This window comes from Methanosarcina sp. MTP4 (genome assembly GCF_000970045.1).
Taxonomy (GTDB): domain Archaea; phylum Halobacteriota; class Methanosarcinia; order Methanosarcinales; family Methanosarcinaceae; genus MTP4.
On sequence record NZ_CP009505.1, the window covers coordinates 2501117 to 2516029 of the forward strand.

The 14913-nt window shown below is 48.2% G+C and carries 13 protein-coding genes; 4 read left to right on the forward strand and 9 right to left on the reverse strand.

Annotated features, from left to right (window positions below; translation table 11 throughout):
* Positions 1-337 precede the first annotated feature (337 nt).
* From MSMTP_RS10350 to MSMTP_RS10365, 3 genes are all read right to left on the reverse strand, one after another.
* On the reverse strand, positions 338-1633 hold the full coding sequence (locus tag MSMTP_RS10350) for a hypothetical protein (RefSeq protein WP_048179021.1): 1296 nt from the start codon (positions 1631-1633) through the stop codon (positions 338-340).
* Between the two features lie 482 nt (positions 1634-2115).
* Positions 2116-2787 carry a nucleotidyltransferase gene (locus MSMTP_RS10360; RefSeq protein ID WP_048179024.1) on the reverse strand — a complete coding sequence of 224 codons (672 nt, stop codon included), beginning with the start codon at positions 2785-2787 and terminating at the stop codon, positions 2116-2118.
* Positions 2784-3683 carry a hypothetical protein gene (locus MSMTP_RS10365; protein WP_048179026.1) on the reverse strand — a complete coding sequence of 300 codons (900 nt, stop codon included), beginning with the start codon at positions 3681-3683 and terminating at the stop codon, positions 2784-2786. Before MSMTP_RS10365 ends, MSMTP_RS10360 begins: the two co-directional genes overlap by 4 nt.
* Before the next feature lie 236 nt (positions 3684-3919).
* Between MSMTP_RS10365 and MSMTP_RS20390 the strand changes: the two genes are divergently transcribed.
* A complete protein-coding gene (locus tag MSMTP_RS20390) occupies positions 3920-4159 on the forward strand; it encodes a DUF4326 domain-containing protein (protein ID WP_048179028.1) in 240 nt (79 codons plus the stop codon).
* 66 nt (positions 4160-4225) lie between these two features.
* On the opposite strand, the gene MSMTP_RS19275 is transcribed toward MSMTP_RS20390, so the two are convergent.
* The 4 genes from MSMTP_RS19275 to MSMTP_RS10385 form a co-directional block, all read right to left on the reverse strand.
* Complete coding sequence (locus MSMTP_RS19275; protein WP_156153789.1) at positions 4226-4420, reverse strand: hypothetical protein; 195 nt, start codon at positions 4418-4420, stop codon at positions 4226-4228.
* Between the two features lie 49 nt (positions 4421-4469).
* Entirely contained in the window at positions 4470-5243 is a 774-nt protein-coding gene (locus tag MSMTP_RS10375) for a CPBP family intramembrane glutamic endopeptidase (RefSeq protein ID WP_048179030.1), read from the reverse strand.
* Between the two features lie 317 nt (positions 5244-5560).
* Complete coding sequence (locus tag MSMTP_RS10380) at positions 5561-5959, reverse strand: hypothetical protein (RefSeq protein ID WP_048179032.1); 399 nt, start codon at positions 5957-5959, stop codon at positions 5561-5563.
* Between the two features lie 175 nt (positions 5960-6134).
* Positions 6135-7223, reverse strand: a complete 1089-nt coding sequence (locus MSMTP_RS10385) for a radical SAM protein (RefSeq protein ID WP_048179035.1) — start codon at positions 7221-7223, stop codon at positions 6135-6137.
* A gap of 150 nt (positions 7224-7373) precedes the next feature.
* Between MSMTP_RS10385 and sugE the strand changes: the two genes are divergently transcribed.
* The 3 genes from sugE (at position 7374) to MSMTP_RS10400 (ending at position 10804) form a co-directional block, all read left to right on the forward strand.
* Complete coding sequence (gene sugE / locus MSMTP_RS10390; RefSeq protein WP_048179036.1) at positions 7374-7691, forward strand: quaternary ammonium compound efflux SMR transporter SugE; 318 nt, start codon at positions 7374-7376, stop codon at positions 7689-7691.
* A gap of 472 nt (positions 7692-8163) precedes the next feature.
* The gene (locus tag MSMTP_RS18545; protein ID WP_082090583.1) at positions 8164-9099 is read left to right on the forward strand and encodes a hypothetical protein; all 936 of its coding nucleotides are present in this window, start codon (positions 8164-8166) and stop codon (positions 9097-9099) included.
* Positions 9100-9403: 304 nt separating this feature from the next.
* The gene (locus MSMTP_RS10400; protein ID WP_048179038.1) at positions 9404-10804 is read left to right on the forward strand and encodes an ATP-binding protein; all 1401 of its coding nucleotides are present in this window, start codon (positions 9404-9406) and stop codon (positions 10802-10804) included.
* A gap of 542 nt (positions 10805-11346) precedes the next feature.
* Here MSMTP_RS10400 and MSMTP_RS10405 read toward each other — a convergent pair.
* On the reverse strand, positions 11347-13182 hold the full coding sequence (locus MSMTP_RS10405; RefSeq protein ID WP_231582750.1) for a DUF790 family protein: 1836 nt from the start codon (positions 13180-13182) through the stop codon (positions 11347-11349).
* On the reverse strand, positions 13175-14584 hold the full coding sequence (locus MSMTP_RS10410; RefSeq protein WP_048179040.1) for a DEAD/DEAH box helicase: 1410 nt from the start codon (positions 14582-14584) through the stop codon (positions 13175-13177). Before MSMTP_RS10410 ends, MSMTP_RS10405 begins: the two co-directional genes overlap by 8 nt.
* Positions 14585-14913 lie beyond the last annotated feature (329 nt).

Consider the following 14913-nt stretch of genomic DNA (forward strand, 5'->3'; position numbering starts at 1 on the left):
TGTTCGGAAAATAAGCATGAAAACTTACAAAGTGTAAACTTTAAAGTAAATCAGAAAATGTGTTAGAAAACGTATTAGAGAATGTATTAGAGAACTTACCAGTGAATATTTTTCAATTTGATTTTCAGGTGCCGGGGCACTCACAGACCGCAGAGCGCAGCGAAGCGGACGGCTTTTCCAGGATCCCCGAAAAATTGCATAGGAAAATTGAATTCAACCTCCACAGCAGTCCTTTAGTTCATAACTCAAACACAGCGTCTTTCATTCATAATTCAAAACAGAAAACTTTAGATATTACTTTTTATTTATATTTAATGTGTAGCGGCCCTTATTCACTTTATTTATTATCTCGCTTCTTTCTAATTTCCCTGGAAGACGTCCCATCATCTGCATATTCGTCCATCGGGATTATCTCGCAAAACTCAAGAACTTCAGGATTGACGGAAATTTTAATGGATTTCCTGTGAAACACCATGAAACGTACATTCTTTTCCTTAAAACTCTTTAAAATGGCGGGTGTATCCACTGTGCCGTCATAGTATTTTGCGTCAAACAGCCTGTTAAAGGTATCAGCCCCAATGATGAAGGTGCTGTTCGGGAAAAGGTCGGCTTTTTGCAGGAAAAGCGGCGCGTTGGTCAGACAAACCCCACCCATGAAAGCTTCGTCTTTGTATTTCCTCAACGAATCAAGCCTCTGGTTCAGTGAGATAAAATCTATGGGCGGTTTGTCAACGTTCGTCAAAGAAATCTCGAAATGGGCGGGCGAATTATATTTCTTCGACGCCCAACTTGCCATGAAAACATGGTTCCTGTGGCAGGGGTCAAAAGAGCCGGAGAATACGAGTTTTATCTCTTCAGGCTTTATCTCTTCTGGAGCTTTTTTTGCGTCTTCGATTTCCTCATCAAAATTGATCCTTGCCATCCCAGCTGTTTCACGAGGACTGTCCGGGCTGAACCTCTGCTGTCTCAGAAGATCTCCTACCGCCCCGGAAACTGAAGCATATTTTTCAAAAACTTCTTCTTTTTTTCTTTCCCCTTCTGCTGCCTCAACACCGGTTCCGATTTCACCTGGCATTCCGATCCCATTCGGCAAATCAATTTCAGGAACACCGCAGTAGCGGGCGAGCACATTGAGAATCAGGGCTGCAGCAATCTTTTCTTCCTCTTCCCTTGTCCGGTCCACTGTCAGTTCAAGGGTTCTGACCCCGGTTTCACGATATGCCTGTATGGCAACATGGACTTCGTGTTTTCTTCCTTCCCGCTCGTTTGCCGCCTTGAGCTTGCAGGTCGCTCCGATCCCGATTACGTCCTGATCTGTGGAGCCGTCGGAGCCGTCGGAGCCTTTTGACAGTTCAAGAGCTCGCTGGTAGGCAACCATTGCCATGAGCCTTGCGGTTTTCTCCGAGCAGTACTTCTCAGGTTTTCTTCCGAGGAAGCGGTCCATCGCCTCCATACCGTATGGGACAAACGCGTCCAGTACTGTTGCCGAGCCGCTGCCGTGCCGGAGCAATTCCCCAATAACTTCGGCTCCGCCGCCGGTTATTGCCAGAACTACTTTGCAGGAGGATTCGTGGATCTGGAAAATGCGTTCAAGAAGTATGCTGTTTTCATCTGCAGCCGATTTATCTGCCATCAATAAGGTGGATACACTTGATAAGATTATAAATATTATTATTCACGCAAGGTTGATGTTCGAAATTTCAGGTGTCAGGTATTCAGGGTTCAGTGTTCAAGAATCTGTATTTCGATCTCCGGTTCCTCAAGTTTCGGATCTTCAAGTATCAGGTGGCTTGCTATTTTCGGATATTTCGGTGCCGTGAAACCGGGTTTCGATTTGATTTTCAGGTACCGGCGTTCTCAACGGCCGCAGAGCGCAGCGAGGCGGACGGCTTTTCCAGAAATTCTGACAGAGCTAAAGTTATGAAAAAAAATAAGTGTGTCCAGTTTTTTTAATTTTCCATTTAAATGCGAATTATTTAATTATATTCTCATTTAGCTGGAAATTGTTAGTTGGTATGAATCTGATTTCTTCTGTCAATGTGGAATTTTCGCCACATGATATATAATATATGTGAACATTTTCCCACATATTCTGAATTCGACTGAGATTTCTTTTTAACTCCCATATTTTTTTAATTCATTCTCATAATACTCTTCGCTCAATCTCTCCACCTCTCCAAGAATCGGGATATAGAGCCCTTCGTCTGCAAGTATGTCAAGTCTTTCTCCTACCCATGTTATCCAAACATTCTGCCCACTTAACCTGATCTGGTTTTTGAGTTCATCAAGAATTATTTCCCACTCGATGCCTCTTTTTGCAAGAGAAATGCAGTCTTCAATGTCTCCACTCCTTTCGGTCATTGTCTTGAATAAGAAAACGTCTTCATTGGAGCAGAGATAAACAGCAAGTCTGTCCAGAACTAAATATTCTCTGGCCCTTTCAACCATTGAATCCGTGACCGAAAACTTCCCGCAGACACTTGTCTGGAAGAGATCTATTCTAAAATCTTCCCTCTCCAGGACCTGGCTGACATTCATATGGATGTATTCAGCTCCTGGTTTTGTACTTTTGAAACCAAGGCTGTTAAGGGTATTTTCAAACAGTTTAAAGTCATGCATGTTTCGGACGACAAGGTCTATATCTTTTGTTGCAGGCTTGAGGCCCTGTTCCAGAAGTACTGTCCCGCCAATAACAAAAATTTCAAGTTTTTCAGTTTCAGGAGTTATATGTAAGGAGCTATCAATTTCTCTAAAAAGGCTCTGGATTTCTTCTACGCTCTCTATCATTGTTCCTTCCCTCCCTTGATCTCAATCCCATACATCTCAGCCTTTTCCTTTATTTCTTCAAAATCAGGATATCCCTTGATCCTTTCCCCCTGCAAAACAAGCTCCAGGTTCTTAACTATCTTATGTTTCACATCCTTCAGTTCTTCCTCATACTTACAGTAGTACAGTGCAAGGAATATGAGATGCCTGACAGAAGGCTCTTTTTCCGTAACATAAAGCGCATGCCTGAAGATATCTTCTCTTGTGAGCTCTTTTTCCGGTGCTTTATCCGAATAGTAATAATAGGTGGTTGGCAAAAGGAGCTTGATCCCTTCCTTTTCGAAGACCGAGAACCCCGTCTTTTCCCCTGAATCCCCTCCGTACTTATTCGAATAGATGACCTCATCCCTGCCCCTGTAGTATATCACCGAATTATAAGGCACCCACGGGTCAAGCAGCCTTTCGATATTCCTTATTTCCCTCAGCAGGCCTGCAACATCTCCCCAGAGCCTTTCATTGAGTACATACCGTTCCCCGTCTTTTTTTACCAGGCTTATTTTCAGGGCTTTTTTCAGGAAAGCATAGACCGTGCTCTTTTTCACATCCGCTTCTTCGGTGATTTCATTCACAGTTTTTGCTTCGAGCAGGGAGATGAGTATCGGGGTTCCGGAATCTGCCAGAACGGGTATCAAATTCGGGTAGGAATCGAGAATCCGGGTAAGCCTGACCATCAACGTGCTTTTTTTCGGGACGATTTCTCCATCTGAGAGGGCTGCAAGGTCTTTTCCCTCAAGCTTTTGCACGATTCGGTAGATGTGTTTTTCACTTTTGTTGAGAGCTTCGGCTACGGTGCTTATTGAGGTGTTGCCTTTTGCGAGTTCTGCGATGGTTTGGAGTTCGGTTCTGGAAAAATACATTAATTCCAATTATATGCGAATATGATATAAGTTTTCGCTTTTTAGTGGAAAATTAACTGGGTGGTAGTTTGGCATTCTGTGTGGAAAGTCAGTTCATTAGGTAGGTAGGTAGATTGTGCAGCAAGCCGCTGCACAATTTTGTAAATCCTTCCCTCGGCAGATAAGCAACCTGAAGTGTTTCAGGCTCAATTGTCTCCGCAGTGCGGAGACAATTCACTCATTGAATTGTCGCCTCAGTGCGGCGACAATTTCTTTGTGAGATATATAAATCAGTTCACGGCACCAAGAAGGATCTCCTGAGGGCAATCCCCGGGGAATTATCAGGCAAAGTTCTCGTATGCTGGTGCTGGCCCGATCAATGCCATGGGGACATACTGGCATACCTGGCTAACAACCCGGACAGGATCGAAGAATTCAGGCAGGGGAAAAATCCGATGAAGGGGAAGGTCCAGTCGACTCTGGGGAGTTTTGAATGAGGGAGGAGAGACAGCCTGATTCTAAAGTTTTGTATATGCATAAGGTTGCGTGGGACAGTTTTCAAATCAAACTCGCCAGAAGTAAAACAATACTGTATTCCATGTCATTTTCACTGCCTCTGTGACCTGCTGCCCGTCCCCATCACCAGGACCGTGGACCCAGAGACCCGCATCGAAAACCGCGACTTTTCCCGGCAGATGGACCGGGACTTCAACTTCCTGGACGACCGGGCAGACTCCGAGCCTGAAAAAAGATCCCACCGCCCGATTGACAAAATTATTGCACGAACCTTTTCCTATATCCCGAGTGTCAGCTAGCGGCGAACGAGGCTGTGAGCATGACCAGGAAGACGATGTTGACAATCACATGAGCAATCATGGATACGTAGATGCTCCGTTTTTGCCACGCGACTAGAGCCAAGGGCAGGAACCCGACGGCTATCTGAGGCCACCGCCACGGCGACCACACATGATATATGCTGAACAGGAGGGTGTTGAGAATCGGCGCCCATATGCCATAGCGGTCAATCCGTGGGAGAAGATAGCCGCGGAAGTACAGTTCCTCGGTCATTGGACCGACCAGGCCATTGAACACAAATGCTATGACTAAGAACGCTGCGAAAACGCCCGCAGAAGGTGAATCGCCCTCCGCATTCGTCTGCGAAAACTGCAGTATCGAATCGGGCAACCACGAGGGCAACCAATCGATGACCCAGCCTTCCAGCAACAATATCCACACGATTAGTGTGAAGATGAACCATATAGCCAGACCAATGGCCATTGGCAGCAGCTGTCCGGGAGGAAGCTTGGATCTGTAATCTGTAACGGCAAGTGGAGACCACGAGCCGATTATCCTGCGAGAGGCGATAGCCAGGCACCCGAGTTCGAGGGGTACGATCACGAGTCCGATACCGCCGAAGAGGGCGAAGATTGGATCCAGTCCCCATCCCTTCAATACTGGTGTCGTCCCGACGATGAACGTGCCTAGCGCCACGCCCGGGAAGAGACTCAGGACAACAGACAGCCAAAGAGGATGCTGTGGGGTATGGCTGTGCTCTATGGTCTTTCGCTCATTTTCGCTCATAATCACTCTTCTTTAACTCGATATTGCTTAATGTTTCAGGATTCTTTCACTGAATGACAAGTCGTTTGTCTGGATTCAATGATATTATGACAAATTTTAGCGCTCGACCGAGCGGTTTTTCTCCAAATTATCCAGTTTATTTGGTCCACTAACCAATTTTTGTTTATAGAAACAAGTTATACCTTAGTTCTATTTTAAAATAAAATAGATAAACCTTTTGAAATTAATTATTAAAAGTAAATATATTAAAAACAATTATTATTTATGGGAAAAGCCGTTCAGCCACGGCTGAACGGTGAGAACCCCGTTTCTCTATTCTACAGAGCCCCCAGTGCCGGGCCCTGCACGGCACCGTCTTCAGGTCGAAATCTTCCGAGGCCAGGCCACACAGAGCCTATGGATGGATTATAATTTGATTCTTGAGTACCCAACCCAAACAATAAATATATAATTGTTAACGTCGTTAACAATATTAAGAAATGTCTCTCTTCATTGAAGGCACCGCTTTTCCCCTCGGGGAACTCAATAGAAACGGCTGGGGCGTGCCGTTCTCCGAAGCAGGGAACGCTATCTCTTCTCTCAAAAACAGCGTGATCTGGATATACCCGCGTGATACTTCCCATATTTGTGGCATTCTTGAAGACCCGTTTGCCGAGAACAGTATTTATATAAAAAATATGTATGTATAGGTCTCTCTTCTTCCTCTTCTTTTCCATTTACATCTTGGAAAAGCCGGCTGCCTTCGGCACCCGGTGAGAGCCCGGGGTCCAATAAAGCGAAGACTAAACGCCCGCCGGAAAATTAGAAAACGGAATCAAAAAAGAATTCTGGCGCTTAACTTAAAATTAGATAATTCCGGTTTTCCTGAATAATTAAATTGCAGGTCCTCACTCATATCAACAAATCCTCTATCCCCGCCCCCCTCACAATCTCAATTGCCTCTGCCTCTTCCTCAAACGTCAGCCCTCTTGCGATTTCCGGGTACTCCATCGCCCGATAGACGGGCCTGTACTGGAACATGAGGTTAAACCTGACCCTAGGAATATGCTCGGAAACCCATTCGGCAATCGGTTTTGTGCAGCAGTCGAGGTGGCCGGGGAGGACCAGGTGGCGAAGGAGGATTTCGGCGGTCTCGTAGGCGAATTCGAAGTTTGGACGGACGACTTCCAGGTAGTTTTTGACTTTCGAGTACTTGCGGGCGCAGGCGTCGTTTCCGTATTTGAAGTCCCCGAGGTAGACGTCTACCACGCCTTCCAGGAGGCGGGCGATTTCGGGGGAGTGATACATGTTCGAGTTCCAGACGATGGGGGTGTTTTCGGAAAGTTCCCGGACGGTTTTCAGGACGGTGTGCGGGTGGGGGGTCGGGGTTACGAAGTTTACGTTCTTTGCCCCGTGCAGCCTTCGGACGTCGATCAGTTTTGCAAGTTTCCGGGGTTCGACTTCGGTACCGGAATCTGGGAAGGTGGAGATGTCCCAGTTCTGGCAGTAGACGCAAGCAAAGACACAGCCTGTAAAAAAGATCGTGTGGGAGGGGACAAGCTCGGGCTCTTCTCCCATGTGCAGGAACTCCGAGGCGATCCGGGAAACGTCGGTTAGCCTGCAAAAGCCTTTTTCGCCTGCCTTCCGGGAAACCCCGCAGCGGCGCTCGCAGGCATGGCAGTTTTCCAGGACCTGGTCAACGATTGCGACCTTCAGGTCAAGGAGGGAAGGGGAGGCTTTTTCGAGTTCCAGAAAGCCGTCGGTCAGGAGCTTTAACTTATCCGAGGCATCAGGGTATGCAAGGGCTCTCAGGGCTTCGGTTTCGAGCTCTTTCCGGAGTATCCGGTATTTATCCATTTCCTGGGAATGGGCGGCCCAGAGCTCTTCAAGCGGCATATCAGCTTCAAACTCTGCCGGGATTCGCTCGCTTATCTTGAAAAGGGCAGGCAATTCGTTTCTCTGTACCCTGAGATAGCGCTTCAGGTACTTCGGAGCTGCCATATGGAAATATTGGTCTGCATGGCTTGAATGTTTTGTCGTGAATGCTTTTTTGTGGATGTTTTGTGATGGATGTTGTGCTGGGAATGCTTTACGGTGAATACTGTGTGGTGCCGACATGTTTAAGTGCTTTTAGTATGTGGATGGCTGTTTATGGAATGGCTTGTTCTTTTCATAGCAGGTATTTTTGAGGCTGCCTGGGCAATCGGCTTGAAGTACACGGAAGGCTTCACCAGGTTTTATCCCAGCGTGTTCACGGTAGCCTGCATGCTCTTGAGCTTCTATTTTCTGGCGCAGGCCCTGAAGACCCTCCCCATAGGGACCGGATACGCCGTCTGGACCGGAATCGGAATCCTGGGCACCACTGTCCTTGGCATCCTGCTTTTCAACGAGTCCTGCGACATCGGAAAGCTTCTGTGCATAATGCTGATTTTTTCCGGGGTAATGGGGCTTAAATTTCTCACGCATTGACGTAATTTATAGTCTCTAATGTAAATACTTACACCTGCATTGCAACCACGGAAGACACGGAAAGCACGGAAGTATTGTACCCCTATTTATTTTTGTTCCATGTGTTCCGTGCTTTCGGTGGTTAAACTTTAACTTGAGACTGGTGAAGGAATTTGGGTTGTTGACTACAGTGTATTCGTCAGACACATTTGCTTATTTCTTTTTTTGTATATTTTGTGTGTTGTGCATAGGGCTAATAATTAATAGCTAACAGGACAATGTTAGTAGGGGGATTCATTATCTGATTAAGCCCGGGGGTCCGAGCTGTATCCTTTTTCGGACAGCTTTGCCGATACCCGGCGCCAGTTTTCAGTAGAAGTTTCAAGAGAATTTTCAGGAAATTTTCAGGCCAATTTTCGGGGCAATTTTTCAGGGAGGATCAGGGAGGAATTTTCTGGCAGCAGTTGACAGCACTACCATCAGCCTATGGGATATACTCACCCTTTTGTTTCTGTTTTTCTTTCTCTACGCCGTCATCTACCCACAGTGGCAGCTCAAGGTTATCCGCATGCAGCGCCAGGCAAGGCTGAAGCGGATGGAGAAGCGCTGGGGCAGCAGGGTGCTCACCATGATTCACAGGCGCGAGGCGATCTCGATGTTCGGGCTTCCCGCCTACCAGTTTATAGACGAGGAGGACGCCGAACAGGTCCTGCGCTGGATCCGGGCCTCCAGAAAATACCCCCTCGACCTGATCCTGCACACCCCAGGGGGCCAGCTCCATGCCAGCATCCAGATCGCCCGCGCCCTGAAAAAACACCCGAAAAAGACCAGGGTCATCATCCCCCACTACTCCATGTCCGGGGGCACAATGATAGCCCTTGCAGCCGACGAAATTGTCATGGACAAGGACGCCGTAATCGGCCCCATCGACCCCCAGATAGGAGACTTCGTGCGAGGGCTCTACCCCGCCCCGTCCTGGATCTACGCCGCAGACACGAAAAAAGAAAAGGCGGATGACAGCACCCTCGTCATGAGCGACATCTCAAGAAAATCCCTGGAACTCACCCGAAAGGTGGCAAAAGAACTCCTGGCTGATAAGCCGAAGAAGGCTGATAAGCCAAAAATGGCCGATATGCCGGAAAAAGCTGATGAACCGGAGAAAGCTGATATGCCAGAGATAGCCGATAAACCAAAGATGGTTGATAAACCGGGGATGGCTGGCAAGACCGGATCTGAGCAAGGAAGAGAGATCTGGGTTGATGAAGCTGTTGAAAAACTGGTAAGTGGGGAAATGATCCACATTACGCCCCTTTCGGCTGAGGAAGCAAAGCAGCTCGGGCTCAATGTGAACACGGATTTTCCTCCTGAGGTGCACGAGTTCATGACTTTCTTCAGGCCGGCAAAGATGAACGTGGAGTATGTGGAGTAAAGTTCCCTGCACCAGGTCATGTTCCTTGCAACAGGTCCTCTGAATAAAATCTTCTGCATTTCGTATCCTGGATTTAATTGAAATTAGCAGCTTTGGGCTACCGATTGAAGTTCTTGTCTCTAAAAAAATTTGAGGCAATTCACCCTGGAAAAAGTTAAAGTACATGGCATGTATAATATATAGTATGTATAATACATGAAATGTATAAAATATTCAATTGAATAAGCTTCGAATCCCCTGTACATTATTTCCGTTACACCGGATCTTATTGATTTAATTTCACAGCCTGGAAGAAGGTTTTCCGATGAAGTTCTATGACCGCGAAAAAGAAATGGAAGTATTGAAAAGGGTCTGCGGCCTGAAAGGGTTCAGGATAGCGGTGATCTCGGGGAGGAGGAGGATAGGCAAGACGCGCCTTGCACTTGAGTTTCTTAAAGAGAAAAACTTTGAGTATATATTTGTGCCGAAGTACAAGACTCTGGAGCTTTTCCTGCAGGAGCTTTCCGAAACTTCGAACCTCCCGGCATTCCAGAGAGCAGCAGACCTCTTCAGGTATCTTTTTGAGACCCGGGAGTACATCTTCCTGGATGAGTTCCAGAATTTTTACGACATGGATAAAAGTGTCTACTCGGACCTCCAGCAGCTTGCGGACGAGTTCAAGCAGAAAGAAAAAGATTGCTGTGTTTTCATAAGCGGGTCAAGCTATTCGCTGATGAACAAAATATTTGTCGACTCTGCCCATCCCCTCTACGGAAGGGCGGACACCATGCTGGAGCTCGGCCCTCTTGGCCCTGGCACCGTGCTGGAAGTTCTCAGGGACCTGGGAATAAAGGACCGAAAAGAGGCCATCAAGTACTATTCCGTCTTCGGAGGCATCCCGAAGTACTATGAACTCCTTGAAGGGATCGGCCCCGTTCCTTTTGAAGAGACTGCAAGGCTGCTGTTCTTTGACAGCATGATGCCCCTTCTGAAAGACGAAGGGCGAAATGTACTGGCAACGGAGTTTGGCGGGGAGTACAAAACGTATTATTCAATTCTTGAAGCCATTTCAAGAGGGAAAAACACAGTCGGAGAAATTGCCACCGTCCTTGAGGGCGAAAGCGGGAGGGCATCAAGGTACCTGGATATTCTCCGCAGGGAATACAACGTCATTTCAAGGGAAACTCCCATCCTGGACGATCCCCGGAAATCAAAAAGGGGGATTTATTCCATAAGGGACCCTTTCCTCAGGTTCTGGTTCGGCTTCATAAAAAGGTATGACTCCTACTTTGAACAGGGGAGGACAGACGAACTGTTTAAAATGTTCTCAAGAAACTTCGATACCTTTGTTGGCTTTGCCTTTGAAAGGATAGTCGAGGAATTCCTCCTTGGAAACAGGCAATTTGTCCCCTTCGAGTTCGAGAGAATCGGCCGCCAGTGGGGAACGATCAGGGGCGCACCCGGAGGAAAAAACACTTATGAAATAGACCTGCTGGCAGTGAATGAAGGGATGAGCAAAATGCTCCTCATGGAATGCAAATGGCAGGACCTCAGTGAAAAAGACGCCCGCCTGATAATCAGTTCCCTGAATGAAAAAGCAGGATACCTTAACCCCCGTGGAACGCCTGAATATCACTATGGCATCTTCGCAAGGAAGATTGAGGGGAAGACAGCCCTTCAAAAAGAGGGGATACTGGCTCTTGATCTTGATGATATGAGAATTTAAGCTGCGGTAAGTGACGCCGACTTGTAGCTTTCTCAGCTGAAAGTAAAAACGTCCGTCTCCAACTTTCCTTAACCCCGGAAACCTTTCTTCAATAGGATTGAGAGAAAGTGCCTCCGCCAGCTTGCCTGGCGGCCCTCACCAAAAAGAAATGAAAAAGAGAAATGAAAAAAGAGTATTTTTCAGGCTGTATTTTTTTCTGTTTATAGTCCCGAAGGTAATTATTTTCACTTACATTATAACCACTGAAGACACGGAAAGCACGGAAGGATTGTGCCCCTATTTCCTTTATCCGTGTTTTCTGTGCTTTCTGTGGTTAAACTTTCGCTTGAGATTGGTGAAGAAATTTGGGTACTTAACTATAGTTTGTGTTCTTACCGTTTTTTCGGCATTTTTTTCTTTTTTCTTTCTCTTTCCTTTTAACTCTGGAAAGGCCGTTCGCCTTCGGCGACCGTGGAAAAAAACCACGGGATATTCCTAATTCCGGTTGCATGGGGCACAATTCATGCTTTCGAGCCAGCCATTACTTTCTTTTTCCACCATCTTCAGGCTTTTTCCTTCCTGACCTTTGCATCATCCTCACTGAGCCCAACCCAGCTAACCTTATACCCCAGCTCTTCAAGTACAGGGTAATAGAGGCTCCTGTCAAGCCCGAATCCCTCAAAGACCTTTACGGCATCGGCATATGTGCCCGAATTTTCGAGTTTTGCAAGTTCCCTGTCAACTTTTTCAAGGAGGTTCCGGTGAAGCACGTAGTTTTCGAGCAGCACGTATTCTTCCAACCCCTCTGATTCCCTCGGCTCTTTCGATTCTTTTGCTTCCTTAGATTCCCCGGATCCTTCAAGCCGCTTCAAAAGCACGTCCTTCAGGGCATCGGTCCCGATTCCCTTTTCTTTTGAAATCGTTTCAAGGCTGATTATCTCTCCGGTCAGCGGAATCTCCGCATCCTGCACCTTTTCCCTGTCCTCTGCACGTTTCTCAGCCTCGTAGCGTCTGAGGATCTGCATTACTTCATTGACCGGGATTTTTTTCTCATAGAAGATCACGTCCCTGGCAGGAAAGTCCTTTTCCGAACACTTCAGCTTCCGGTTGATCAGCAGGATGACCGGTTCCCTGACTTCTTTCAATTTTCCGATCTTCTTTTCCAGGTACTCCGAAGTCCAGAAGCCCACGATTTCCAGGTACACGACCGTCCCGTCCCGCTCCAGGGCAAAATCAGGGACAAAGGCATATTTGCCGGCTCTCAGGACGGTGGGCTCCCGCCTGATCTCCCAGCTCCCAAGTTTCAGGCCGCCGAAGATCTTTTCCACCGCACTGTCGTAGGTGATACTTTCCTTTTCGTCCGGGATTTCCATATCTACTTTTGGTATGCCGACCCCGCCACGGGTTTCGTACCCTGCTCTTGCTTCTCCAATCCGGGTCTCTGAGGCTGAGGATTTGGATCCGGATGTGGCTTCGGGGTATTCAGGCCCTGCAGGCAGCGGCGGCATAAAAGCCTTTTCAGAACTGTCAAGGGCAAATTCCAGGAGGCGCTTCCCCTGGTATCCTTTGTGCAGGATTCCGGCTTTTAGTTTCCAGTTTCCGGATCGAAGAAGGACCGGGAAAAGCCTTGCAAAAGAATTCCCGTAGCGTTCCGACATTTTGAAAAGGGAGGCTGGCCCGTCCAGGTGCAGGTGAACACCTTCTTTTGTTCTCTTTCTCACTCCTGTTTTCCTTCCCTTTCCTGCTTTTTCTTCTTCTCCGGCTTCTTCTTCTTCTTCTTCTTCTTCTTCTTCTTCTGTTTCCCCTTCATCTTCCAGGGTGTACATAAGTCCGGTCTTGAGGATTCTCCAGAGGATTTTCTGGTAATCCCCCGTGATCCGGATGTCCATATCCACGGCTTTGAAAAGCAGGGTCTGGGTCAGGGAGATGTTGTATTTCCGCAGGAGTTCGGGTGGGGAGATGGGCTCGAAACTTTTCAGGACCTGGTTTTCTTCGAGGTCGGCCCAGAGGGCTTCTTCAAGTTCGGGGACGGATACCGCGAATTTTTCGGCTGCCTTTTCCAGGGCAGTATTCCTTTCCGGGATGGAAAGAGCCATCCCTTCGCAGGCTTCGAAAACGGCTTCCCTGGCGGCAGTGGGGTCCACGGCTGCATCGGTTTTGATAACTGTTCTCCTTCCTAGGAGCTGGGCAAGGCCCCGGATGAAGCGGTAGTTCATCTCCTCAAGGCCTTCCAGTTCGGATAGGAGGTCCCCGTAGGGTTTTCCCACATGCTGCTCGAAGGTCTCGATCAGGAGTTTTGCAAGTTCCAGGTTTTCGACATCATAGGAAGCGTATGTGGGTTTGATTTTTCCGTAGGAGATGCGGGTTACCAGGAGGTCGGATGTGAGCAGGTCACTCACCTCCCCTGGGCTTTGCCTGGCTTCCGGGCTGGCTGCCTGCGTTGTCCAGAGCTCCTTTTCTCCTGCGGGCGGTCCCGGTTTCCGAGGTTTCCGAGGCTACGATTTCGTAGAGCACGGCTTCTTTTCCTTCTTTTTTCCGGAGGATGCGGCCCAGACGCTGGACGTAGGCTCGTTTGCTCCCGGTCCCGCTCATGATGATCCCGACGCTTGCTTCCGGGACGTCGATTCCCTCGTCGAGCACCCTGGAGGTTACCACTGCCCGGTAGGTCCCGTTTTTGAACTTTTCGAGGATGGAGTTTCGTTCTTTTGCAGGGGTCCGGTAGGTGATTGCGGGGATCAGGAACTGCCGGGAGATCCGGTGGACGAGGCGGTTGTGTTCGGTGAATATGAAGACCCTGTCTTCCCGGTGTTCCCCGAGGATTTCGCTTAGCTTTTCAAGTTTGGAGGCGCTGTTGAAGGCAAGGTCCCTGGCTGCGTTTCTTGCCAGGAGGGCTTTTCGGGCTCCGGGGTCCCGACCGCTTTTCATGACCAGTTTCTGGAAGTCCTGCGGGCTCTTCATTATGATCCCGGTTTTCTTGAGGTAGTTTAAGAATACGGAATAGTGTTCCTCGTACCCTTCCCGCTCCTCGTCCGTGAGCGCCACGTTTACTTTTTCGATTCGGTAAGGGGCAAGATGTCCGCCTGCAAGTTCCGAGACTTTCTTTTCGTAGACCTTCCCGCCGACCAGCCGGTTCAGTTCGGTATGCAGCCCGTCTTCCCGTTCGTAGGTGGCGGTAAGCCCAAGCCTGTACGGGGCTGCGGAAAATTCGGCAATGCTCCGGTAGCCTGCAGCCGGGAGGTGGTGCACTTCATCGAAGACCAGGAGCCCGAATTTGTTTCCCAGGGTCTCGGCGTGGATGTAAGCGGAATCGTAGGTTGACACGGTTATCGGGAGGAGTTTCTTTTCCCCACCCCCGAGTTTTCCTATTTCCATTGAAAAGGCTTCTTCAAGCTGCTTTTTCCATTGCTCAAGCAGGTCCAGGGTCGGGACGAGTACCAGGGCAGGGGTGTTGCAGCCGGCAATGGCCCGGATTCCCACAAGGGTCTTTCCACTCCCCGTGGGAAGCACAAGCACACCCCTTTTTTCGTTCTCCCCCCAGGAGACGAGGGCTTCGGCCTGATAGTCCCGGAGTTCCAGCTTTTTCCCCGAAGCCTCGTAGGCTACCCGGAGGTCCGGGCAGGGAAGGAGATCCAGGACGTCGTCTTCAAACCCGATCCCGGAGTTTTCCAGGTAATTTAAAATGTCCCGGTACTGCATGGCGGGAGCCCTGAAGCTTTTGCTGCGCTCGTCCCAGGTTGCGTTGGGCACCCGGACGTTTCCCTCGATGAGGAGAGTACCCTGCTTGAAGCTGAGCTTGATCATTGTTTATTAAAAGTCGGGGCATGATATATAACGGTTAAGGAATACAGAGGCTCTTATTCCGGGTTTTGAGATCGGATTTTAAGCCGGGGATTTCAAGGAGGGATTTCAAGGAGGTTTTTAAACTGGGTTTTGGGCCAGTTTTGCACTTTTCCCGAAATTTCCCGAAATTTCCCGAAAGTTTATTAATTTTTTAAGGTTCACGGGATTGAAGGAAATGATTTTAATCCTTGATTTTTCTTTTAATTTGCATTTCGACCCCCCCTTAAAAATTAAACATAATTTATTTTTTTATAATATTAATTACGGCTTCAAATGGATTTTTTTGTCAA